17 protein-coding genes and 1 pseudogene are annotated in these 23,241 nt (G+C 60.2%); 10 read left to right on the top strand and 8 right to left on the bottom strand.

Annotation, left to right across the window (positions count from 1 at the left end; all coding sequences use genetic code 11):
• The first annotated feature begins 276 nt into the window (after positions 1–276).
• Both NCT03_RS26890 and NCT03_RS26885 read left to right on the top strand, forming a co-directional pair.
• Positions 277–2,217, top strand: coding sequence for a collagen-like triple helix repeat-containing protein (locus tag NCT03_RS26890; RefSeq protein WP_250494551.1), 1,941 nt, complete (start codon positions 277–279; stop codon positions 2,215–2,217).
• Positions 2,218–2,450: 233 nt separating this feature from the next.
• Complete coding sequence (locus NCT03_RS26885) at positions 2,451–4,166, top strand: ShlB/FhaC/HecB family hemolysin secretion/activation protein (protein WP_250494550.1); 1,716 nt, start codon at positions 2,451–2,453, stop codon at positions 4,164–4,166.
• A 25-nt stretch (positions 4,167–4,191) separates the two neighbouring features.
• Here NCT03_RS26885 and NCT03_RS26880 read toward each other — a convergent pair whose 3' ends face one another.
• Together NCT03_RS26880 and NCT03_RS26875 are read right to left on the bottom strand one after the other, a co-directional pair.
• Positions 4,192–4,488 (bottom strand): DUF4148 domain-containing protein, encoded by a 297-nt coding sequence (locus tag NCT03_RS26880; RefSeq protein WP_244830834.1) that lies wholly within the window; start codon positions 4,486–4,488, stop codon positions 4,192–4,194.
• A 61-nt stretch (positions 4,489–4,549) separates the two neighbouring features.
• Positions 4,550–4,993 (bottom strand): MarR family winged helix-turn-helix transcriptional regulator, encoded by a 444-nt coding sequence (locus NCT03_RS26875; RefSeq protein WP_250494549.1) that lies wholly within the window; start codon positions 4,991–4,993, stop codon positions 4,550–4,552.
• Between the two features lie 1,111 nt (positions 4,994–6,104).
• On the opposite strand from NCT03_RS26875, the pseudogene NCT03_RS26870 reads away from it, so the two are divergent.
• From NCT03_RS26870 to NCT03_RS26840, 7 genes and pseudogenes are all read left to right on the top strand, one after another.
• A pseudogene (locus NCT03_RS26870) lies at positions 6,105–6,928 on the top strand (lipid A biosynthesis lauroyl acyltransferase).
• Between the two features lie 184 nt (positions 6,929–7,112).
• Positions 7,113–7,316 (top strand): cold-shock protein, encoded by a 204-nt coding sequence (locus tag NCT03_RS26865; RefSeq protein WP_244830836.1) that lies wholly within the window; start codon positions 7,113–7,115, stop codon positions 7,314–7,316.
• 1,075 nt (positions 7,317–8,391) lie between these two features.
• Positions 8,392–8,937, top strand: a complete 546-nt coding sequence (locus NCT03_RS26860) for a fimbrial protein (RefSeq protein WP_250494548.1) — start codon at positions 8,392–8,394, stop codon at positions 8,935–8,937.
• A 109-nt stretch (positions 8,938–9,046) separates the two neighbouring features.
• Positions 9,047–9,790, top strand: coding sequence for a fimbria/pilus periplasmic chaperone (locus NCT03_RS26855; protein WP_250494547.1), 744 nt, complete (start codon positions 9,047–9,049; stop codon positions 9,788–9,790).
• Between the two features lie 151 nt (positions 9,791–9,941).
• Positions 9,942–12,524 (top strand): fimbria/pilus outer membrane usher protein, encoded by a 2,583-nt coding sequence (locus tag NCT03_RS26850; protein ID WP_250494546.1) that lies wholly within the window; start codon positions 9,942–9,944, stop codon positions 12,522–12,524.
• Between the two features lie 35 nt (positions 12,525–12,559).
• Positions 12,560–13,639 (top strand): fimbrial protein, encoded by a 1,080-nt coding sequence (locus tag NCT03_RS26845; protein WP_250494545.1) that lies wholly within the window; start codon positions 12,560–12,562, stop codon positions 13,637–13,639.
• 56 nt (positions 13,640–13,695) lie between these two features.
• Complete coding sequence (locus NCT03_RS26840) at positions 13,696–14,214, top strand: fimbrial protein (protein WP_250469313.1); 519 nt, start codon at positions 13,696–13,698, stop codon at positions 14,212–14,214.
• A 651-nt stretch (positions 14,215–14,865) separates the two neighbouring features.
• Here NCT03_RS26840 and NCT03_RS26835 read toward each other — a convergent pair.
• The 5 genes from NCT03_RS26835 to NCT03_RS26815 all read right to left on the bottom strand — a co-directional run bounded on the left by NCT03_RS26835 (position 14,866) and on the right by NCT03_RS26815 (position 20,693).
• A complete protein-coding gene (locus NCT03_RS26835) occupies positions 14,866–15,414 on the bottom strand; it encodes a hypothetical protein (protein ID WP_250494687.1) in 549 nt (182 codons plus the stop codon).
• Entirely contained in the window at positions 15,393–16,304 is a 912-nt protein-coding gene (locus NCT03_RS26830; RefSeq protein ID WP_250494544.1) for a ParA family protein, read from the bottom strand. Before NCT03_RS26830 ends, NCT03_RS26835 begins: the two co-directional genes overlap by 22 nt.
• 65 nt (positions 16,305–16,369) lie before the next feature.
• Positions 16,370–18,484, bottom strand: a complete 2,115-nt coding sequence (locus NCT03_RS26825; RefSeq protein WP_250494543.1) for a putative bifunctional diguanylate cyclase/phosphodiesterase — start codon at positions 18,482–18,484, stop codon at positions 16,370–16,372.
• Between the two features lie 118 nt (positions 18,485–18,602).
• On the bottom strand, positions 18,603–19,883 hold the full coding sequence (gene cls / locus NCT03_RS26820; RefSeq protein ID WP_250494542.1) for a cardiolipin synthase: 1,281 nt from the start codon (positions 19,881–19,883) through the stop codon (positions 18,603–18,605).
• A gap of 57 nt (positions 19,884–19,940) precedes the next feature.
• Positions 19,941–20,693 carry a DUF4410 domain-containing protein gene (locus NCT03_RS26815; protein WP_250494541.1) on the bottom strand — a complete coding sequence of 251 codons (753 nt, stop codon included), beginning with the start codon at positions 20,691–20,693 and terminating at the stop codon, positions 19,941–19,943.
• 324 nt (positions 20,694–21,017) lie between these two features.
• Here NCT03_RS26815 and NCT03_RS26810 point away from each other — a divergent pair, with 324 nt between their 5' ends.
• Positions 21,018–21,806 (top strand): SDR family NAD(P)-dependent oxidoreductase, encoded by a 789-nt coding sequence (locus NCT03_RS26810; RefSeq protein ID WP_250494540.1) that lies wholly within the window; start codon positions 21,018–21,020, stop codon positions 21,804–21,806.
• On the opposite strand, the gene NCT03_RS26805 is transcribed toward NCT03_RS26810, so the two are convergent.
• Entirely contained in the window at positions 21,803–23,236 is a 1,434-nt protein-coding gene (locus NCT03_RS26805; protein ID WP_250494539.1) for a UdgX family uracil-DNA binding protein, read from the bottom strand. The genes NCT03_RS26810 and NCT03_RS26805 overlap by 4 nt on opposite strands.
• Positions 23,237–23,241: the final 5 nt, after the last annotated feature.

The raw sequence follows: 23,241 nt of genomic DNA, 5'->3' as shown, positions 1-23,241 counted from the left end.
CATTGACTGGCTCTTTATGGCGGGCCCGCGTAACGCGTCGCGTCGTAACGCGGCTCGATGTTCGTTACGTTACGAACGTCCGAATTGCCGTTTGCCGATACGCGGTGAGAGGCGGCCGCAATCTCCCGCCGAACCCCGAATTCATTTGGAAATTCTCCTTTCGCGAGCGCTTCTCGCAGGGCGAGGAACGCCTGCGAGCCCCGTCGTCCGTACGTTGGCACACCTTTCGCAGTTACTGGCCCGCGGTTCAACCAAAACAAAGTAACGAGGGCCATCATGAATACGAGGAACGTCGGACAGGAATTCTTGCGCAAGTCTATCGTCGCGGCAGCGGTCGCGAGCGTACTCACGCTGGCGGCGTGTGGCGGCTCGGGCACGATGAGCAAGTCGGCAGGCGCGAGCGGTAGCGGCTCTGGAACGATCACGACCGGCGACAGCGGCACGGGCTCGGGCAGCAGCGGCGGTACCGGAACGGGTAGCGGCGGGGGTAGTGGTAGTGGCAGCGGTAGTGGCGGGGGGACCAGCGGGGGCTCCGGTGGCAGCACGGGCGGCACAAGCGGCGGCGGCACCGGAGGCGGTAGCACGGGCGGTGGCGGTACGGGTGGTGGCAGCACCGGCGGTGGCAGCACCGGAGGCGGTAGCACGGGTGGTGGCGGTACGGGTGGTGGCAGCACCGGCGGGGGCAGCACGGGCGGCGGGGGCACTGGCGGTGGGGGAACCGGCGGTGGCACCACGGGCAGCACGACGCCTCAGCCTGTCGCGGCCGTCGTAGGCAAAACAGGCAACGTGGTGTCCGCGCTTGGCGCGACGGTATCGGGAATCGGGTCGGCAATCGGCGCGACGACCACACCGCTCGTCAGCGCGGGCACCACGAAAGCCACGGGCGATGTCGTCACGAACGCAGGCGCGGCTGTCACGACGCTCGGCGATGGCGTGTCGGCCGGGCTCGGAACCATCGGCTCGAGCACGAATCCGGTCGGCACGACGGTGGCGAGTCTTGGCGGTGTCGTCGAAAAAACCGGCGATACGGTCAGCGGCGCCGGGACGCTCGTATCGAGCCTCGGCACCGGTACGCTTTCACCGCTCGCACCCGTTACGACGCCGGTCGGGAGCATCGTCGGAATCGTGGGTAACGCGGTGACGCAGACGGGCGGCGTCCTCGATCAGACGCTGACCGGCGCACCGGTTCAGCAACTCACGCAGCAAGTCAGCCAGGCCATCACGCCGATCACGTCTGTCGTCAGTTCGACGACGCAGACCGTCGGCGCGGCAACGGGCCTCGGCACGCCGGTCAACAACCTCCTCACAACGCTCGGCGGCGCGCTCGGTCAGGCGGGTCAGGGCATCGCAGGCACGGGCGCCAATCCGGTCACGGCGGGCGTGGGCAATCTGGTGTCGACCACGGGAACGACGGTGGCATCCGCGGGCGGCCTCGTCAGCGGCACGCCGGCGTCCAATCCGCTCGCACCGATCACCGGCATTCTCGGCGGCGCTACCGGCGCAGGCTCGGGCGTACTTGCGCCGGTCACGGGTCTGGTCGGCGGCGTCACGGGCGCACTGACGGGCGCAACGGGCGGCACTGGAACGACGGCAGGCTTGCTTGCGCCGGTCACCGGTCTCGTCGGCGGCGTGACGAGCGCGCTTACGAGCGCGACGGGCGGCGGCACGGGCTCGACGGCGGGCTTGCTCGCACCGGTCACGGGGCTTGTCGGCGGCGTCACGGGTGCGTTGACGGGCGCAACCGGCAGCGGTACGAGCGTGCTCGCGCCGGTCACGAGCGTGGTCAGCGGCGTGACGGGTGCGTTGACAGGCGCGACGAGCGGTACGGGCGCCGGTGCGGGCGTGCTTGCTCCGGTCACGGGCGCGGTCGGCGGCGTGACCAGCGCGCTTACAGGCGCCACGGGATCGGCCGGTGGCGTGCTTGCTCCGGTGACAGGCATCGTTGGCGCGGTCACTGGTGCGCCGGGCGGCACGACCGGCTCGTCCGGTTCGGGCGGCGGCGTGCTCGGCACGGTGACCACGATCACGGGCGCGGTCGGCGTGACGGTTGCCACGACGCACGGCACGACCAGCGCAGGCGCGGGTACGGGCGTAGGTATCGCGACGACGACAGGCGGCACGGGCAGCACCGCCAGCACCGCAAACGGCTCTGGCACGGGCTTGCTCGGCGCGGTGGGTTCGATCGTCGGCGGCGTGCTCGGAGGACCGCGACGCTAACGCATGAAGCCAGGCGTCACCGTTTCCGGATCGCGGCGTATCGCGGTTCGGAAACGGCGTGACGCCAGGCGAACGTCGACGCGCATGCCAGCAACACAACACGCGTCCGATCGAAGCCACGAATCGCATCACCAAACGACAACACACGACGAAGAACGCGGCGCTGCCCGTGCAGGATGTTGGAAGAAGCACGCACCGTACGACGTTCTCGCGACAACCTTCGAGGATTCATCGTGGAGATCCGCGACTGGAAACGGGTGCTCTTGCTCGCCGCAATCGGCGCACCATTCACGGCGCAACTCGCGCTCGCTCAAACTGCTCCGGCGGCGCCGCGCGCGAGCATCGGCGGCAATCCGCTCGATGCCCTGCCGCAAGTGAACACGCCGCCCAAGCCGGCGGTATCGGTGAACGTGCAGCCGCCCGCTCCCGCGCTCGACGCGCTCCTCGCACAGCATCTCACGCCGCGCAAATTCGAAATCGAGGGCGTCAAGGCTCTGCCCTTCGACGATGTCGCGCAACGCTTCGCGCCGCTCGTCGGCACGGACGTGACCATCGGCAAGCTGATCGAAACCGCCAACGGCATCACCGCGCTTTACAAGGAGCGCGGCTATGCGCTCTCGTTCGCCTTCATTCCGGCGCAAACGTTTCGGGATGGCGTGGTGCGGATAACGGTGGTCGAAGGGTATATCGCGCAGGTCGTCGTGAAGGGCAACGCGGGCGCGGCCGAGAAGCGCATTCGCGTGGTGGCCGACCGCATGCGTCAGGACCGGCCGCTCACGCAAGCGAATTTCGAGCGTTATATCAACGTGCTCGGCATGATTCCGGGCGTGAAGACGCGCGCGACCGTCGCACCGCCGCAGAATACGGACGGCGGCGCCACGCTCGAACTCGATGTCGAGCGCAAGCCTTTCAACGTGAGCACGGGCATCGACTTCAATCATCCGGGCGTGCAGGGCATTCTGAGCGCGACCGAGAACGGCATGCTCGGCTTCGGCGAATCGCTGTCGGCGTCCGCTCTGTTGCCCAAGGGACGCGACGATCAAACCTATTACGCGCTCAACGGCTCGCTGCCTATCGGCACGGATGGCTTCACCGCGAAAGTCGATGCATCGCATTATCACGGGCATCCGGTCGACAATCCGGGACTGCCGTCTTATATCGAGCGCACCGTCGTGAACGACAAGCTCGCGTTTTCCGCCGTCTATCCGTTCCTGCTGAGTAACGCGCGCAGTCTCGTCGGCACGGGAAGCGTCTATGCATCGCACGATGAAGACCGGCTGAAGAACACCATCGTCGCGGGCAATCCGCAGTTGTCGCAGCGCTCGCAGATTCGCGTCGCGCAATTGCAGCTCGATTACACCGGCATTGCGACAGGCGTCGTGCGGCGCGCGAGCGTGAACGTGGCGAAGGCGTTCGACGTGCTCGGCGCCTCGAAGAGCGCGGACACCAACATTGCCGGCTACGCGCCCGTCAATCCCGTCTCGCTCACCTTCGTGCGGACCGGCGCGAGCTACACGCAGAGCAACGAATGGCCGATGAAAATCGGCACGGCGCTTTCGCTGACAGGGCAGTATTCGCCCGACTCCCTGCCGACATCCGAGCAGGTTTCGTTCGGCGCGCAGCGTTTCGCGCTGGGCTATCAGCCGGGCGAAGTGTCGGGCGATTCGGGCTTCGGCGCGTCATTCGAAATGAACCGGCCGCTCGATATCGGCATGACGTATCTGAAGACCTTCACGCCCTACGTCATGGTCGATGCCGCGCACGTTTTTCTCCACGGCGGCACGGCGAGTCCGCGGCGTTTGTCGTCGTTCGGGATAGGTTTTCGAGTGTCGGATTCGAAGCACTACAGCATCGATCTCTCCGTCGCCAAGGCAACGGGCGATGCGCCCGTCGAGAGCGCATCGCGCAGTCCGCGTGTGAACGCTTCGTTGTCGTATCAGCTGGACTGAAGCTTCACGTGACTGAGCGTCCGGTTCACGGCGTCGAAGCGGGCGCCGGTTGTCCGGCCTTCTTTGCGTTGACCTTGGCCTGCGCGTTCTGCAGATTCTGCGGATAGTCGTTCTGCTCGCCGCCGGGGTTATAGCCGTTCTTTTCGAGCTCGCCGAGTTCGGCGTTTTTCTTTGCGCGCGCTTCCTTGCGCTGCGCTTTCTTGACCTGCTTGGGCGTGGACGCGCCGGCGTCTTGCGCGTGTGCGGGCGTCGCGGGCAGCGTGACGAGCGCCGCGACGGACAGCGCGATGACGGCGAGCGGTGCGGTGCGTAGGTTAAGCATAATTCTTCTCCCCAGGAAGTGAATGAAGCGCCTGTCGCGACAGCAAGAACCGATCCAAACCTTATTTGTCGACGATCCGGCTGAGGTTCGCCCGCACCCGCTGCAGGAGCCCGATCAACTGCTCGCTTTCCTGGCGGCTCAGGCCCGCGAGCGCCTCGGAAGTGATTTCGTCGCCGACGCGCCGCGCCCGGTCGAGCGCCTTCCCGGCTTTCGCGGTCATGCTCACTTGCCGCTCGCGGCGGTCGTCGGGATTGAGCCGCCGTTCGATCCAGCCGCCCTCCTCCATGCGATCCAGCAGCCGCCCGGCGGAGATCGGCGCAACTTCGAGCAGCCCGGCGAGCCGCGCCTGATTCACCTCGCCGTAATGCGACAGATAGGCGAGCACGCGGCATTGCGCGCGGGTCAAGTTCAGCGATGACTTGGCCAGCTCGTCGAAGCGGTTGCCGCACAGGCGGTCCACATCGGCGACCAGAAAGCCGAAGCGTTTGTCGAGTTGAGTTTCCATCGGGCGATTATAGGGAAGACGCCGCCCGGTGTTCCAGAGGCGACGGGCAGGCAAACCACGATGATCGTGATCTCAACGACTTCATGCTGATGTGCGTTGTCGGTGTGATGCGCGCAGCGATGAATTGAGTCGCTAATCATTCGATACACGCCACGGCGAAAAGTCCATGCCTTTTTGTGCCGAAGAGATGACTCGACTTCTTGAAGTTAATCGTTATGTTTCGGTATCCGAATATCTCTTAATGCTTTGCCGATGGCGCGGTCGATTTGAATCATGGATGTATCAGTTCGCATATTCGAATCTGGTCACGGCTTAACGTCTGCCACAACGGCCGATAAAGGCTCGACCGTACTAAATTATTTAGTCTCTGCACACAGGATGACGCACGCGTTAGTTGGGCAGGATTTAGTTGCACAGCGCCCGGTAAATATCGTTCCAATTGCTTTATGTTTTACCGATTTACAGCCGCATGCGTGTTAAGCTTGACAACATGCCTTCTGAAGCAAGCCACGCGGCACGCACCATTCGCCGCTTGTGAGTTGCTCCCTCCTATCGATCGTGCACGTATTGCCAATGGGCTTCGACAATCCATGCTCCCTTCAACGAGAAAGCGCCCTTTTCGCACGACTCTTTACGAGTAATTAGCGCATTATTAATCTGATGATCCTTTTCAATACTCGCTTCGTTAGTTCTAACTTCGTGTAAGTGCAGCGACGGGTTGCACGATCTCCTCGGTTGCAGGCGCGTTTAAACGCAAGCCTTGCCCGCTTCTAATCCGCCCAGAGTCGCCATTCTCTGCGACTAATGTCTTGCGTGCGTCACGATCGCATCGGCGATCGATTCGCGAAAAATAGTCTTTGCCACTTTAGTCGGCGCGTCCAGGCCACCGACCATCAGCGTGAAATATCCAGCCGGCTGTTTTCCGGCTCAACAAGACTAAATGCCTACTACGTATGTGTAAATAGCTGGTTCAGGCCGGTCTACGGAGCAAACGGTGTTTACTACCGAGTGGTACCTGCCCATGACAGCCGATTCCCTCCCTCATCCACGAGAACAGATACCGGAGAACCCCGGCTTCACGCCTGTCGCGCTACTGCTCCGTGCTCTCTCGATGCTTCCATATCGATGGGTTGCCAGAATTGGCAGCATACTTGGCGCGCTGCTGTACGAGATCCCGAGCCGTCGCAAGCACATCGTTCTCGTCAATCTGCGCCTTTGCTTTCCCGGCAATTCCGAAGCGCACTATCAAGAGCTTGCCAAAAAACACTTTCGTCATGTAATCCGCAGCTATCTCGAGCGCGGTATTCAGTGGTACGGCAGCGCGAAGTCGATACGTTCGATAGTGCAGATAGACAGCGAAATCGATCTCGATGATAAAAACGCCCCGCCAACCATTTCATGGGCTTTCACTTCGTTGCCATCGAGGTCGGCTGTCTGGTGCATTCGACGACTTCGCCGGTGGCCGCGCTCTACACCCGCATGTCGAACAAGCGCCTGTGCGCGCTCGCCAAACGGCAGCGCGGCAGGTTCGGCGCCAAGCTGATAGAGCGGTCGACGAGCGCCAGAAAGGTGGTTGCGCTGCTTCGCTCGGGCACGCCGGTGATGCTGGCGGCCGATATGGATCACGGCATCGACAATTCGGTTTTTGTGCCGTTTTTCGGCGTGCCGGCCTGCACGTTGACTGCCGTCTCTCGGCTTGCAAAGCTGGGACATGCGCGTGTGGTACCGTTCGTCACCGAGGTGTTGCCCGATTATCGAGGATACCGGCTGAAGGTCTTTAAACCCTTGATCGATTTTCCGTCCGCCAGCGACACGGTCGATGCGAGCCGCATGAATGCATTTCTGGAAGAACAGATTCGCCTGATGCCCGAGCAGTACTATTGGGTGCACAGGCGCTTCAAGCATCGGCCGGACGGCTTGCCATCGGTCTATTGAGGTTGAAATGGACGTTGTGTGCCCGAAAGGCAGGAAATCCGGCGTTTCGCGAACCGGAGTTTGACGCAGAAGTAATTTTGCGCACAACACCAGTTGCCTTTCAGACGTAGGCAGTTCACTATAGGCGCCTTAGCGCAATCGCGATAGGAAACCGCCGCTACGCGGCAAAATTCAGGAAGAAGATATGGCAACCGGTACGGTCAAGTGGTTCAACGATGCAAAGGGTTTTGGTTTCATCACGCCTGATGGCGGTGGCGAGGACCTGTTTGCACATTTCTCGGAAATCCGCGCTGACGGCTTCAAGAGCCTGGCGGAAGGCCAGAAAGTGAGCTACGAAGAAAAGATGGGCCCGAAGGGCAAGCAAGCTTCGAACATCAAGCCTGTGTAAGGCGAACGCGCCGCAGCAGCTTTCGGGTTTGCTGCGGCGCGTCATATTTGACCTTCTGTTTAGGCACGGTGACGCGCATCGGTTTTGCGCTGCTCGGCTGCTGCTATCTAATACCGCTTAGTCTCCCTGGGGCTTGATGCGCTCGTGCTTCGGCGCGGCATGTTAAAGCCGAAGATCGCGTGGGCACGATGGGTTGTGCCGCTGCTTTCGAGCATGGGTCGTTTAGGCGCGTCGATCAAGACTTCGTCTTGTCAACATTGTCCTTCGGGTCTTTCCCTACCTCAAGCGTCCGCTCGACCTGATGGTCTTCCTTGGCGCCAACAAAAAACCAACCTTTCCGCAACGCGCGTCTGTCTAAGATGCAAGGTTTTCGGCTCTTGGCTTTCGACTTTCGCCATCCAGGTGACTTCTGTCTTGTTCACCGGTCGAGGTACCCTGCGCAACATGACAGAGGTACTACAAGCCACTTCCCCGAACGCACTTCGCATGCAACCGCCACGACTGAAGCGTGGTTGGAAGCAGTTCCACTTCGACAAGCTGCCTGGCGTCACGTACTCATCTGTGCTGCTTGCGCACTGACAACGTCGGCTAGTGTTCGCGCCGCTTTCCGGGTGCCTCACCAATCCGGCGGAGACGGAAATTCAAGAGCACATTTTGGTTCTGCATCGCCGGATCAAACCCTTCTTACATCGAAATACTAAGGCAGGCGCAAGGAAGCATACGACGCCCGAGGCGCAGCAAATTAGCCGGCTCACCCACTGCCCCAAAGCAATTTCCTTCACACTTACATTGGCACTTTTCAATCAAAGATTCGATTTCCTAAACATAAGCAATAATGCCAATGAAAATATAAGACCAATCTCGTTGAAGCTTAGATAAGGATACCGGATCATTCAAACACGCTTTGTAGAGAGCGACTCGGATGACTTTAGTCGCACTGACTCTGTCGTCTGATGAAGCTGACTGTCTGGACTGACGCGCACCTTTTCGGCGCCAATCCAGGCTCGACGCTTCACATACTTAGCGGCGATTCAACTTAAAACACATTCGCAAATCTAACTGTCTGGAATCTCGTATGAAGACTTTTGCTATCTCGGCCCTCGTTGCTGGCTTGCTTGGCTTGACTGCCTCCAGCGCATTCGCCTCGGACGGAACCATTACGTTCAACGGCGCATTGACTGCCACGACTTGCACCATCAACGGCAACGACACGTCGTCTAAAGACTTCACCGTCACCTTGCCGACCGTTTCCACCAGCCAACTCACGGCTTCGGGCGAGACAGCCGGCACGACCTCCTACCACATAGCTCTTTCGGCCTGCTCGCCGATTACCGCCAGCAGCAAGGCGGCGGTGTTCTATGAAGCAGGCTCGACCGTCGACCCGAGCGATGGTCGTCTGATTGTCGCAGGCGGCGGTGCCGGAAATGTCAAGCTGCAACTGTTGAACTCGGACTCCTCGCCTATTAAGGCAGGTTTTTCGCGCGACCTGCAGAACTCCATCGCGGCCGACATCTCTTCAGGCTCGGCTCTGCTGAACTATCAAGTTCAGTACTACGCAACCGGTGTAACGACCGCTGGCGCGGCGAACTCGTCAGTCGTTTATAGCATCGACTATCAATAAGCCGCGCTTTTAGCGGCGGTTGAGTTCGCACAAGTAAGAGGTCATGCAAGGGTGGGCGCGAGCCCACCCTCGCGTTGGGTCAAAGCATTTGGTTGAGATTTTAGTTCCCATGAGACTGGCAAGCAGGCTACTCACAATTACAGCGCTGTGCATTGGGCATCTCACGGCGGCGCCACAAGCGTACGCCTCCGTGGTGATTGCCGGCACGCGCGTCGTCTACAACCAGAGCGATTCCGAAGTCACCGTGAAGCTCACGAACAATGGAAAGCTCCCGGGGCTGACCAAGGTGTGGCTGGATAAGGGCGACCCGGACGCCAAGCCGGACAGCATCGACGTCCCGTTCACGATCACCCCTCCCATCATGCGCATCGATCCGGGCAAGTCTCAGACGTTGCGCATCATGTCGACCGGCGAGGCGCTGCCTGCCGACAAGGAATCAATTCTCTACCTGAACGTGCTGGAAGTCCCGCCAAAGCCATCCGGCGATGACGCTTCCGCCAACCAGCTGCAGTTGGCGTTCCGTACACGCATCAAGTTCTTCTTCCGGCCGACTGGACTGAAAGGGCAAGCGTCGGACGCGCCCGGCGCTGTCGTTTGGCACGTCAAGCGTGATGGCTCGACGAATGCGATCGAAGCGTCCAATAGCTCTCAGTATCACGTTTCTTTCGACCGCATCGAACTTACGGGGGACGGGCATACCGCGGCATTCGATCAAGGTGGAATGGTCGGGCCGGGAGAATCAAAATCGTTTCCGCTCAAGGGTGAAGTGCCTTCATCGGGCGGAAAGGTCAAATACACGGCCATTAACGACTACGGCGGCCCCCAGTCTGGCGAAGCGAGTCTGGCTCCCTGACTAAGAGACAACCCCGGTTCGACCGCGTGGCCAACTAACCACGAGTTTGCAAACGCGCCGGATTTCCTCCAAAAGACGCGCAGGCTGGCATGCACGCCTTTGATGGCTGCATGGCTATGCACGCCCGTAATTTTCGTATGCGTCAGGGAACATGAAATACCGCAGCATTAAGTTGGCAGGCACGCACCTGAAACCGGTAAGTATTCTGGTCATTCAAGCTATCGCGGCAGTGGGTACCAGTTGCCGTGCCTGGGCGGATACACCGCAACACTATGCCGCCGTCGAGTTTAACGAGCAATTCCTCGATTCCAGCGATTCCGAGAAGTTAGATGTATCTCGATTCAATAAGGGCCAAGAAGTGCTTCCGGGCACGTATCGGTCCGACATATATGTCAACGACGCCTGGAAAGGAAAGCTGAATATCGAGGTTCGAGAGCTGGGAGGGGACTCTCACGAGGTGGTCCCTTGCATGAATGCCGATCTGCTCGAACGGCTTGGCGTCGACCCGAGAAAGCTCTCGGCAGAGTCGACCGCCAAGCTCGAAACAGCAGATAAGGTCTGCCTGACTTTGCCAGATCTGATTCCGAGCGCGGTCGCGTCGTTTGACAGTGGCGAGCAACGGCTGGACGTCTCAATCCCCCAGATCGTGATGAATAGCCGTGCCCGAGGCTATGTCGATCCGAAGTACTGGGAGGACGGCGTGCCTGCGGCCATGCTGCAATACAACGCCAATGCATATCACAGTTCGTCGCCGCAATTCAATAACGACTCTCAGTATCTCGGACTGATCGGCGGGATCAATGCGGGTGCCTGGCGCTTTCGCTATCAGGGCAACCTGACGAACACCAGTAACGGTGGTTCGCACTTTCAAAGTGTGCAGACCTATGTTCAGCGCGGGTTCAAGGGAATCAAGAGCCAGTTGACCGCCGGCGACACCTTCACCGACGGTGCTCTATTCGACAGCTATGGCGTTCGAGGTGTCACACTGGGCACCGACGACCGAATGTATCCGGAATCGCAGCGTGGCTATGCGCCGGTCATCCATGGCATCGCGAATAGCAACGCCAAGGTTCAGATCCGGCAGAACGGCAACATCATTTACGAAACGACCGTCGCACCCGGTGCTTTCGAGATCGACGACCTGTATCCGACTGGCTACGGCGGCAATCTCGATGTCATCGTCACCGAAGCAGACGGGTCTCAGCATGTCTCCACTGTGCCGTACGCCGCAGCCGTCAATGCGCTGCGTCCGGGAGTGACGCGCTATAGCGCGACGATCGGTGAGTATCGTGATGCCACGCTCAACATTCATCCCTTCGTCTCGCAGTTCACGATACAGCACGGCATGAGCAACCTGCTGACGCTCTACGGCGGGATCACCGCTGCGGATCTGTATTTCGCGGGCATGGTGGGCACGGCGCTAAACACGAGCGTTGGTGCATTCGGCGTGGACGTAACCAGCGCGACCGCGAGTTTCAAGCGACTCGGCACGCGTAACGGGGCGAGCGTACGCCTGAGTTACTCGCAGCTAATTGCACCAACCGACACGAATATCGCGATCGCAGCGTACCGCTATTCCACGAGCGGTTTCTTCAGCTTGCCTGATGCCATGACCATGCGTCAATTGAACGACGACGGTCAGCTAGCGGCTATGTCGGCGCTACAGAAATCGCGTGTTCAGTTCGTGCTGAATCAGAGCATCGGATCGAGTGGCCGTTTCGGGTCAGTGTATGCAATGGGTTCGGTCACTTCCTACTGGAACCGCTCTGGTCACGACACGCAGTATCAGATTGGCTATAACAACAGTTGGAAGCGTCTGACCTATGGCGCGTCGCTTGTGCGCCAGTATCAGGTCGATGCCGACCGCTGGGACAACCGGATCATGCTGAATCTCACGGTTCCGCTGGGTTTGGGTTCGCATGCGCCGCAATCGTCGACGTACTTCCAGCATGACACGAGCGACAGCAGTTCCAGTATTCAACAGTCGATCACCGGCACCTTGGGTGAGGACAACGCCATCACGTATGGCCTGAATGGAAACTTCAACGACGGTGGCCACGCACGCAGTTCGTTCAATGCAGGCGCCAATGTGGGCTATATGTCGCCATTCGCGCTCCTGACGGCCAACGCCAGCACGGGACGTCAATACTCTCAGGTGGGCGCGAGCGTTTCAGGCGGTGTGGTGGCCTGGGGCGATGGCGTGGCGTTCACGCCGAACATGGGTGAAACGGTTGCCGTGGTGGAAGCCAAGGATGCGGCTGGAGCCAAGCTTGCGAACGGCTCGGGCCTTCGCGTAGACCCTTGGGGCCACGCAGTGGTGTCGGGCATACAGCCGTATTCGAATAACGACGTCGAGATCGATCCCAAGGGCTTGCCTCTGAATATCGAGCTGAAATCAACCGTTCAGCGAACAGCGCCGACGGCAGGCGCAGTCGTGAAGCTCAAGTTCGAAACCGAGGACAAGGGCAAGTCCGCAGTAATGCGTGTCTTGCAGGCCAACGGCAAGCCGCTTCCGTTTGGCGCCACGGTTTCGGACGACGCACAGAACACGGTCGGTACCGTTGCTCAGGGCAGCCGCATTATCGCGGTGGGACTGAAGCTCGATAGCGGCAAATTGAATGTCAAGTGGGGCGATGCATCTGATCAAGCCTGCTCCGTGCCTTATCAGTTGCCAGAAAAGACAAACTCGGTGACGCCGATCTTGCTAAAGATCGCGGACGGCGTATGCCAGTAATGCAAGGCACGAGTTAAACCATTTTGGAGTTATACATGAATCACGTTAAGAGGATAGTGCTGACATTCGCGCGGCTCGCGGTGTGCTCGGTGTTAGCTGTCACTATGCTCCCTAACAATGCTAAAGCCGATGTCTCATGCCGCTCGAACTATACGAGTTTTACTATCACGATGCCGGGCACGGTTGCGGTTCCTCGCGACCTGGCCAATGGTTCCATGCTGACATCCTGGTCAATGATGCCGAACACGACCAACATGTACACATGTACATCGACTAACCTTACATATTCAGGAATAGACTTCGAACTCGCAGGCATGAGTTCGACCATGACGAGCTATAAGGCCTCTTATAACGGCACGGTGTTCCCTGTGTACCAAACCAACCTTCCTGGCGTGGGGATCGCGATGGGGGGGAACCTCAATGCTCACGGCCGCACGGCCGGTCCTGTCGGCTTCAACGACATGGGCTTTCACTGGAACAGTAACGGCACCAATGACAATGGGGGTCAACTGATCGTTGCCTTGGTGAAGATCGGCGATATTACTCCCGGCACGCTTTCAGGTTTGATTGCGCAAGGCTTTTCATGGGAAGGCGCTGTTAGCCCACCCGCCGGAGATAATCCTGCGTCAGGAGTTATAAGCTTCAACATTACGCCTGTCGTCGTGACCGTGTTGACTTGTCAGACACCAGACAAGACGATCCCCATGGGCATACACGGCCCAAGTGACTTACCTACTGTTGGGTCGACGTCGAGCAATCCGGCATCGTTTACGCTCGACTTGAATAACTGCCCCGGTGGTGCGCCCGTAGCAGGCCTTTCGGTTGGGCAAATTAACAGCATTCAATACCGAATCGATCCATCGAATGGAGCAGTAGCCGGCTTTACCAACGTCGCGGCGTTGAGCGGAAGCCCATCTGCCGGCGGCGTCGGAATCCAGCTCTATGACAGCACCGGTGCAGTCTTTCCGCTTAGCGTGTACAAAACTTTAAGCAACTTCAATAGCGCCACAGGTGGTAGCTACAACATTCCGCTCACGGCACGCTACTACAGAACAGGAACCCTTACTCCGGGACCGGCGAACTCGACCATGACAATGACTGTGCTGTACCAATAGAAGCGTAAAAAACGTGTTTGCACCATTCAAGTTTATAAACATTTTCGGGAAGCAAGATGAACAAACTTAAGCTCATTCTAGTAGTCTCAGCATTGGCCGCCGCGAAGTCGGTGTTTGCAGTAGACGCGACGCTCAACTTCACAGGCACAATCATTCTGCCAACCTGCACGGTCGATTCGAGTAGTGCGAACCAGACAATCTCGCTCGACACGGCGAAGACGACCGATTTCGCGGCTGTGGGGTCCACTCAAAATCCTCGACCGTTCAACGTAAAGTTGGCCGCTTGTGCTACGAATACCAACGTGACAATGACCGTGAATGGTACGAATGACACGTTGACCAGCGTGTTGAAAAACACAGGTTCAGCGGCGCAGGTGGGTGTGCAGTTGCTGAAGGCAACGAACGTTGGCGACACGACTGGATCGCCTATTACGCTTGGAAGCGCTGAATCGCTCGGTGCCGTCGATCAGACGAATGAGATGACCATCCCGATGGTTGCGCAATTCTACCGACTTGGAGCAATGACGGGTGGTACGGTGACGGCAGTAGCTACAGTCAACTTCGCTTATAATTAACTGGTCTAAGGTTCGTTTTCCAAACTAACGATATGTGAACCAATCTTAAGGATTTAGCGCGCTCTAAACGCTCCCAGATTGACTGGTCGAATAGTCACCGCGCTATCCGTCAAACATCCGCGTGTCGTTGCATCGATATCCATACGTGACGACCTCGGAAAACCCATTCTCGTCAACAGGTTCGAGAATTTTTATCAACGCTTTTACTTTAAATAGGTTTGAAAATGAGTATGCAGAAAATCACGCGAAGCGCACTCGCACAAGTCGATATCGCGGGCGCCGGTTCGACGTCATCTTCCTCATATACGAGCGTTACAATCAACATCAACCGAGCCGATACAACTGGTGGCCTCAAGTCCGGAATCGCGATATCTGTTCAGTAAGATAATTAGCTAGCGACTATGATTCGCGGAGCCATCACCGATGGCTCCGCGTTTTCTTAAAGCAGGGCTGCGACCTCTACGCCATGTCTGTCGCATCGGCGAACTTGCGCAGGAATGTACCCAAAGAATATGCCATTCGACATGAACATTATTCTTTGATTGCCACCGCTGCCCTAATTGTGCGAGCGATAGGCGGGCCGCTACAAATGGCCCCTCATCGTTCTGAAGGACGACCGCTTTCTATTTTCCCAGAACCCACGCGTTGGCGTCAGACGTCCATACCATCTGACGATCCGCCAATGTCCCGCGGCTCGCGCCCAATAAACGCCGCACCTCGATTCCTCCTGACCTCCAGCGCATCGGCGATAAACTCTGCCAGCCTTCCGACATCTTTCCATCTCGAAGCCCTTCGCGCCGCATCCATATCTTCGCGCCGAATGATCGCCCTAAGCGTCTCCACCGCGAGTGAACGCAGCCATATGCGCAAGCCTTCATCGCCGAGCTTGGCAAACTCCTTATGCACATCGGGCAAGGCGATTTTCGGCGAGCGCGCACGCAAAGTCGGAACCGCATCCGCATCCGCAGCCGCAGCATAGGCAGGAACCGCAGACGCAACCTCGGCTGCAACCTGAATCGGACTTGGAACCGCCGCAGGAACCTGCACTGCAGTCGGAGCCGCAGCCGCCTCCACCTCCTGCCCTACCGAAACCAACACCGCCCCTAGTCTCACCGCAAACCCAGGATAAACCGCCTCCTCCTCCACCACCACCCGGGCAAGCCGCATCAACAACTTCCTCAATGGCATCGTGCTTCGCATAGCGCCCATATCTCCAAGGTAAGCTCGTGCAAAGCCTCATAGGCTTCGATGCCATACTTGCTTTTCAGCGTGCGCAGCCCCGCGTCCGCATCACCGCCTCGCGCGACGTCTACCGCCAGCGGAATTCTGCTCTTGAAAAAGCGCGGCTGCGGCACGCCCTCTTCCGAGAACTTGCCCAGTCGTCCATGGAACAAGTCCTCCATCACGCGCGCGTGCAGGTTGTTCCTCTGCACCTTGGTCGCGACGATCCCAAGCGGCTCGAGCACGCGCCCAAACCGCGCACCAAAGCTCCGCACGTTCTGCACGATCTGATAAATGCCCCAAGTCGAAACGATGTCCGGTATCGTCGGAATCACATAGCCCGTGGAAATGCGCAAGCCGTTCTTCGTGACGGAACCAAGACTCGGCGGACAATCGATAATCACATACTCGTAACGCTCAAGCACCGGCTCCAGCGCCTGACGCAAGACATCGAGCGGACTAATCAGAAAACCGGGGTTGTACGAGATCATCGCAATGCGCTCTTCGAAGTCGATCAACCGGATGCTCGAAGGCAAGAGATCGAGCCGCGCAATGCCGCCATCGACCGTGGAAACGCCGCGCACGATCGCTTTCTCTATATCGAATTTCGGCTTGCAATGCAGGTTGATCTTGTCTTCGAACAAATGTGCGATGGTTTGCCCTTCGCGATCGAGTTCGTCCCAGCGCTTTTTGGAGATGAGATTGATGGTTGCGTTCGTCTGCGGATCGAGGTCGATAAGCAACACGCGCTTGCGCAACTCGTGCGCAAGCATTTCGGCGACGGCCACCGCCGTCGTGGTCTTTCCCACGCCGCCCTTGAGATTGATAAAGCTCAATACATGCGGCAAGTTACTTCTGTATATCGACATCTCGCTCCAGCACTAGCTTCGTTCGGGAGAGAGATGTATGGATCGCTATGAAACGCCCGGCGCGCTTATCCCGTAATTAAGCCAGACGCCGATGCGCCATTTACCGCATCATCGGTCCTCGCGTTCGAGGGAGCCAGCAACTCGCCAAACGCATCCGCCGAAAGCGGTCGCGCCAGCAAGAAGCCTTGCATTTCATCGCACATCAAGTCTTGCAGGCGATTCAATTGCGATCCCGTCTCGACGCCTTCCGCGACCACATCCATGTCCAGCGAATGCGCGAGTGCAATGATCGCCGATACGATCGCGCGCCCTTCGTGGCCGTTCTCGTCCAGCCCGTTGGTAAAAAACCGGTCGATCTTCAATTGCTTCGCGCGAAACCGCTGCAGATACGCGAGACTCGAATAACCCGTGCCGAAATCGTCGATGGCGATTTCGAAGCCATTGTCCTGAAACGCGCGAATCATCTCGATGGTGCGCGGCGCGTCCTGCATGGCGACGGTCTCGGTGATCTCGAACATGATCCGGTCGCTCGGCACGCTCTCTTCACGCACGATTCGCATCACGTTCGCCACGAGGTCCACTTCGTTCATCTGACGCGGAGACAAGTTGATGGCCACCTTCACCGCCGGCCGCCCCTCGGCACGCCAGCGCGCGATATGTCGGCAAGTCTCGCGCACGACCCAGTAGCCGATCTGCACGATCTGCCCCGAGCGCTCCGCAATCGGAATGAATTCGAGCGGCGTCAGTACGCCGATCACGGGATGATCCAGCCGGATGAGCGCTTCCGCGCCCGCCAGCGTACCGTTGGCGCCGCGAAACTTCGGCTGGAACAGCAAATAGAAGTGTCCCGCGTTCAATGCCTCGTGCAACGCCTGCTGAATCTGCAAGGTCCGCACGGCGGCTTCGTTCATGCTCGCCTCGAAGAAGCGATAGGTGCTGCGCCCGCCGCGCTTCGCTTCATACATGGCGATATCCGCGTGCTTGAGCAAGGCATCGACCGTGTCGCCGTCCTGCGGATAAAGCGCAATGCCGATGCTCGGCATTACCTGCAAGGTATGTTTCGCGACCATCAGCCCCTGACGCATGGATTCGAGCACGCGCTCGGCCATCTTTTCGGCATCGGCGGGCTCGGGAAGGTTTTCCAGCATCACGACGAATTCGTCGCCGCCGATGCGCGCCACCGTATCGCCACCACGCACGCATTGTTGCAGACGCCGGCCGAAAGCCTTCAGCACTTCATCGCCGATGGAGTGGCCGAGCGAATCGTTGATCGTCTTGAAGCCGTCGAGGTCCATGAAGAGAATGGCGAAGCCGTTGCCGCCCGACTGCGCGCTCTTGATTGCGCGCTCGATGCGCTCGGTGATCGTGCTGCGATTCGGCAAATCGGTCAGCGTGTCGAAGGTCGCCATGCGCACGATCTGTCCGTTCAGCCGCGAGACGGAGCCGGCGAGGAACGCGGTGCGCGCATCGAGGCGCGACAGCACCAGCGTGATGATCAGAATGGTGAGCGTAAAGAGCACGACGGTAGTCGCGAGCCAGTGTGTATCGACATCGTTGGCCGCGCCGCAGATCGAACCCGGCGCGAATTCGGCCGCCGCGTTGCCGGTGTAGTGCATGCCCGTGATGGCGATTCCCATCACCAGCGCCGCCGCCGCGCGCTTGGTCAGCACGTGCGACTTGTTCGCGTCAGACAAGGTTCGCGCAATCCACAACGCCGCGCCCGAAGCCACGATGGCGATCACGATCGACGCCGCGAACAGCGTCGGGTCGTAGACGATCGCGGGCAGCATGCGCATGGCGGCATCGCCCGTATAGTGCATGGCCGCGATGCCCGCGCCCATCATCACGCTGCTGACCACGAGCCGTCGCGCCGTGAGCTTTGCGCCGGTGATCACGTAGAGCGCGAAGAACGACGTCAGGACGGCGATGACCAGCGATCCCGTGGTGATCCAGAAGTCGTAGCCGAGCGGAATTGGCAACTGGAACGCCAGCACGCCGATGAAATGCATCGACCAGATGCCGAGGCCCATGGACGCCGCGCCGCCTGCGAGCCAGACGTGGCGCAGGCGCGACTGCCCAAGCATGGCGAGGCGGCCCGAAATGTCGAGCGCGGTGAAGGAGGCAAGCGTCGCGACGATCAAGGATGCCGCGACCAGCCATAAGTTATAGGTGCCGTGCATGTCCGGGCCGATGTCGAAGACTCAATAGTGTGAGCGTCTTATCGGCGCGGTATCGCGCTTCTTTAGTGTGCGGCTGCAATTAGTTCCGCACGCAACTTTTGTCCAGGTAAGAAGCGCTTCAAAGTTGCGAATCGAGAAGCGCGGCCACGCGTTCGAGCACGCGTTCACGCAAGGACCGATGTTGCCAGTCTTTCAGCGTGATGCGTTTGGCTCGGGTCACGTCGTCGTCGAAGATAGCGGTCTGCTGGGCCGCGAAGTCGCGGTCGTAGATGTTGAGATTGGCTTCGTCGTTGAGCTTGAAAGACCGGCTGTCGAAGTTGGTCGACCCGACCGACACGAGATATTCGTCGACCACGATCAGCTTGCAGTGGAACATGGTCGGCTGATATTCGTACATCTCCACGCCCGCCGCGAGCAGGTCGCCCCAGCAGGCGCGCGAGGCTTCGCGCACCGTGTGTGTATCGATCCGCTTGCCCGGCGTGATGATACGCACGCGCACGCCGCGCTTCGCCGCTTCCACGATGGCGTTGATCGTCAGCTTGTCCGGCACGAAATACGCGCTCGACAGATGGATCGACGTCGTGGCGGCGGTGATCGCCATGAGATACATGAGTTGCATGTCGTCGCTGCCGCCCGAGGGCGATGAGCTGAACATGTGCGCGAGGCCGTCGCCCGCGGGCGCGATCTCGGGAAAGTAGTCGCCGCCGTGCAGCACGTTGCCCGTGGCCTTGACCCAATTGTCCATGAAGACCGCCTGCATCTGTCCCACCGCCGGGCCGGTTATCCTGAAGTGCGTGTCGCGCCAATGCTTCTCGTCCTGAGCGTGTCCGGTCCATTCCTCGGCAATGCCGACGCCGCCCGTGTAGCCCGTGTGACCGTCGATCACGAGCAACTTGCGGTGCGTACGGTCGTTCATGCGGCCAAGACCGGTCCAGTGCGGCTTGTGATACTGAATGACCTCCGCGCCCGCGTCCTTGAGCATCTGCAAGTAGCGCTTGTCCATCTTCGAGGAGCCGACCCAGTCGAGCAGCACGTGTACCGCGACGCCGGAGCGCGCTTTCTCGGCGAGCGCGGCGGCCACCTCTTCGCCTATCTTGCCCGACCAGTAGATGAACGTTTCGAAGGTAATGGTTTTCTTCGCCCCGCGAATGCCCGCGAGCATAGACGGGAAAATCTGATCGCCGTTGACGAGCATCTCGAAGCAGTTGCCATCGACGACGGGCGGGCCGAGCAACAGTCCCATCGAGCGGAGAAATTGCGGATCGTCGCTCGCGTAGAGCCGCTCGATCTTGTGTTCGATCTTCTTTTCGCCGCTCGTCAGATTCGCGATCAGCAGCACGATGACCACGGTCACGACGACGGTCAGGACAATCACAGCAATCAGGGCAAGCGCCGGCATGCGGGGGTCTCGGTGAAGGAACTGGCGTCCGGGACCCACAGTGTATTGGGTTTTTGTTCAACCGCTAAATGCCGTCCAGCCTGCTTCCCGGCTCACCTTGGCGATTTCCTTGGCGATGGCGTCGCCCAGGCGCTTTTCATCGGACGATACATCCGCGTGCTTCGTCTCCGATACCGCGTGCATGCCGCCCGATACCGCGAGCGAACTCGCCACATGGCCCGCCGCCGCGCCGACGCCCGCCATTTCCGCGACGCCCGGTGCGTGGCCGCTGTCGCCCTTTGCATCGAACTGTTCGATGACTTGCGGCGCGCCGTGCGCCGGCTTGAAGACGAGTTGCACGTTCGCGCCTACCTTGCTTTCGCCCGCGCCGAGTCCGATCAGGACGCGCCGGCGGCGATTGCCCGCATCGATCGTGCTGAAGTCGCCGACCACGGCGAGCACGTTTTGATCGTCCGGCGGCGCGACGTCTGCGCGAACGGCGCGCAGACCCTGCGCTTGCAGCTTCGCGACGATTTCGTTGGCCACTTCCTCTCGCGCGGCCGTGGCGTCCTGCGCTTGCTGTGCGGCGGAAGTGTCGCCCGAGAACGCGCTAGAGAGCTTCGACGCGAGACCATGTTGATCGAGCTTGACTTGGGACGCGTCGCTATGGAAAGCGTAGACGTAGATCACGTCGGGGCCTGCGACGGTCTGCGCGTTTGCGTTCGTACAACCGGCCATGAGCGCCGCTCCGGCAAACAGGCTTGCCACCGTCACGCGGCGAGCCAGCTTCTGCAGCGAATGGAGCGAAGGGGTCTTGATCGAGTCGAACATGATGTGCACCTTGTATGCCGGCCGCGCCGGAAAGCAAAAAGTCGGGGATATCGGACCGTATAACCGCGATCCTGGCTGTGCGTGATACGGCGCTTGGGTTCACTCGTTACCGCGATGTCTGCGTCACGCTGGTCGCCACTATGGACGATGCCCGCCGCGTGCGCCATCGAGCATTTATGTCGCGAGGTTTCACGTCTTTCGCGGCCTTCGCGGCCCGCGCCGGCGCACCGCTTGTGCAGAGGTGCACCACTTCTGGTTACCATGACCGCCAGGCGTCGCGCGAAGGGGCGCGCCGCATCCACGAATCGTTTTCAAGGAGCGCATATGGACCTCAAGATCGCCGGCAAGCTGGCATTCGTATCCGGATCGACCAAGGGCATCGGGCACGCCATCGCGGTGGGACTCGCGCGCGAAGGCGTGCGGGTGATCCTCAACGGCCGCTCGCAGGCTTCCGTCGATGCCGCCCTCGCCAAGCTCAAGGAGCAGGCGCCGGGCGCACAGGCCGAGGGTTTCGCGGGCGACGTATCGGATGCCGCTCAGGTCGCGGAACTCGTGAAGCGCTTCCCGAGTGTCGATATTCTCGTGAACAACATGGGCATCTTCGATCCCAAACCCTTCGAAGAAATTTCCGATGAAGAATGGCTGCGCTTCTTCAACGCCAACGTGATGTCGGGCGTGCGGCTTTCGCGCGCCTATCTGCCGAAGATGAAGGAGAAAAACTGGGGCCGCGTGGTGTTCATCAGCAGCGAGAGCGGTATTCAGATTCCCGTCGAGATGATTCACTACGGGTTGACCAAGACCGCGCAGTTGGCGCTGTCACGCGGTCTCGCCGAGACGTGTTCGGGCACGAACGTGACGGTCAATTCGGTCTTGCCCGGTCCGACGAGTTCGGAAGGCGTCACGGAATTCGCGGAGAAGCTCTCGGGCGGAAAGAGCCTGAAGGACTTCGAAAAGCAGTTCTTCGAGGAAGCCCGGCCGACCTCGATTCTCAAGCGCTTCATCACGCCCGAGGAGATTGCGAACACGGTCGTGTATGTGTGCTCGGAACTGTCTTCGGCGACCAACGGAGCGGCGGTTCGCGCGGATGGCGGCGTCGTGAAGTCGGCGTTTTAGCGCGACGCGTTCACTTCGGCGGCCTTCTCGAGCGCACTGACGATAGCCGCAACGGTTTTCTCGCGCGCGGCTTCGTCGTTCTGCCGCAGCGCATACGAAGGGTGATAGGTGGCGACGATGAACTTGTCGCCATACGGCACCACGCGGCAGATATGCGCCTGTAAGGTCGCCCGCTTGCCGAGCAAGGCAGTCAGCGCCGTGGCCCCGAGCGTGACGATCACGCGCGCGCCGGTCTCTTGAAGCTCCTTGTCGAGCCAGTACGAACACGCTTCGATTTCCTGCTGCCCGGGCGTCTTGTGCAAGCGCCGCTTGCCGCGCGGCTCCCATTTGAAATGCTTGACCGCATTCGTGAGATAGACCTGCTCGCGCGGAAGTTGCGCGCGGCGCATGGCGTCGTCGAGTAACTGCCCTGCCGGGCCGACGAACGGTTCGCCCTTCAAATCTTCCTGATCGCCCGGTTGCTCGCCGAGCAGCATGATGCGCGCGTCGGCCGGGCCGCTGCCGGGTACGGCTTGCGTCGCGTGCTTCCACAGCGAACAGCGGCGGCATTCATCGAGCGATGTAGGCGCGTCGCGTTCGGGTTGCGCGGCGTCGGCTTCGACCTGCACCGCCTTGCCGCCGAGTGCGCCGACGCTGCGCGCCTGGCCGACACGCCGCGCGCCGCCGCGCGCATCGCTCACGAGCTTGGGAATGAGCGCGCCTTCGGGCAAACCTTTCCAGAACCGCACCGGCATATGCTGTTCGAGCGCGTTCTCGTTCAGCCGCGCCGGGTTGAAGATGCTGCGGTAGTAGGTCATCCAGAGCGCCTCGGCGGCGTCGGCGGTGTCGTTCGCGTGATCGGCGGCGAGCGCGCGGCGGCGCTCGAGTTGCAGGCGCTCGCCGTTGAAGAGCGCGGCGCCATCGGGCGTGGTGATGAGCCATGACGAGCGTCCCATGCGCGCCGCGAAGTGTTCGGCGGCCCAAGCGAGCACGTCGTGATCCGGCTCGTACCATGCGACGTACTCGGGCGCGCCGAGCGCCTCGTCGCGCTGCCGGAAACGCACGTAGGCGATCATGTCGTGCTGCGCGCGCCGCACGGCCTTGGCCATCTTGTAAAGCCGCGCGCCGTCTTCATCCGCGGGAGATGCCACCGAACGGTCGCCATGCGTCCAGCGCCATAGCACGAGATAGAGGAAGCTCCAGCGGCGTTCGTCGCGAAAGCAGGCTGCGTCTTTCAGCAACGCCGCCAGTTCCTTCGAAACGCGGATCTGTGCGGGCTTCACCTCGGAAGCGGCGGCGTCTTCAACGACGTCGCCGAACAGCGCAGGCGCTTGCGCCGCGCCTTCGGCCGTGCGCCATTCGATCGATTCGGGCGCGCGCTCTTTTGCCAGCGCGATGAGCGCCGCGCTCCGCCAGGAGTCGAAGTCGTCTTCTATCTCGATGACGTGCATGATCC

It is taken from the genome of Caballeronia sp. GAWG1-1 (genome assembly GCF_023631465.1).
Taxonomy (GTDB): Bacteria; Pseudomonadota; Gammaproteobacteria; order Burkholderiales; family Burkholderiaceae; genus Caballeronia.
This window is presented reverse-complemented; position numbering and strand designations above follow the sequence as displayed.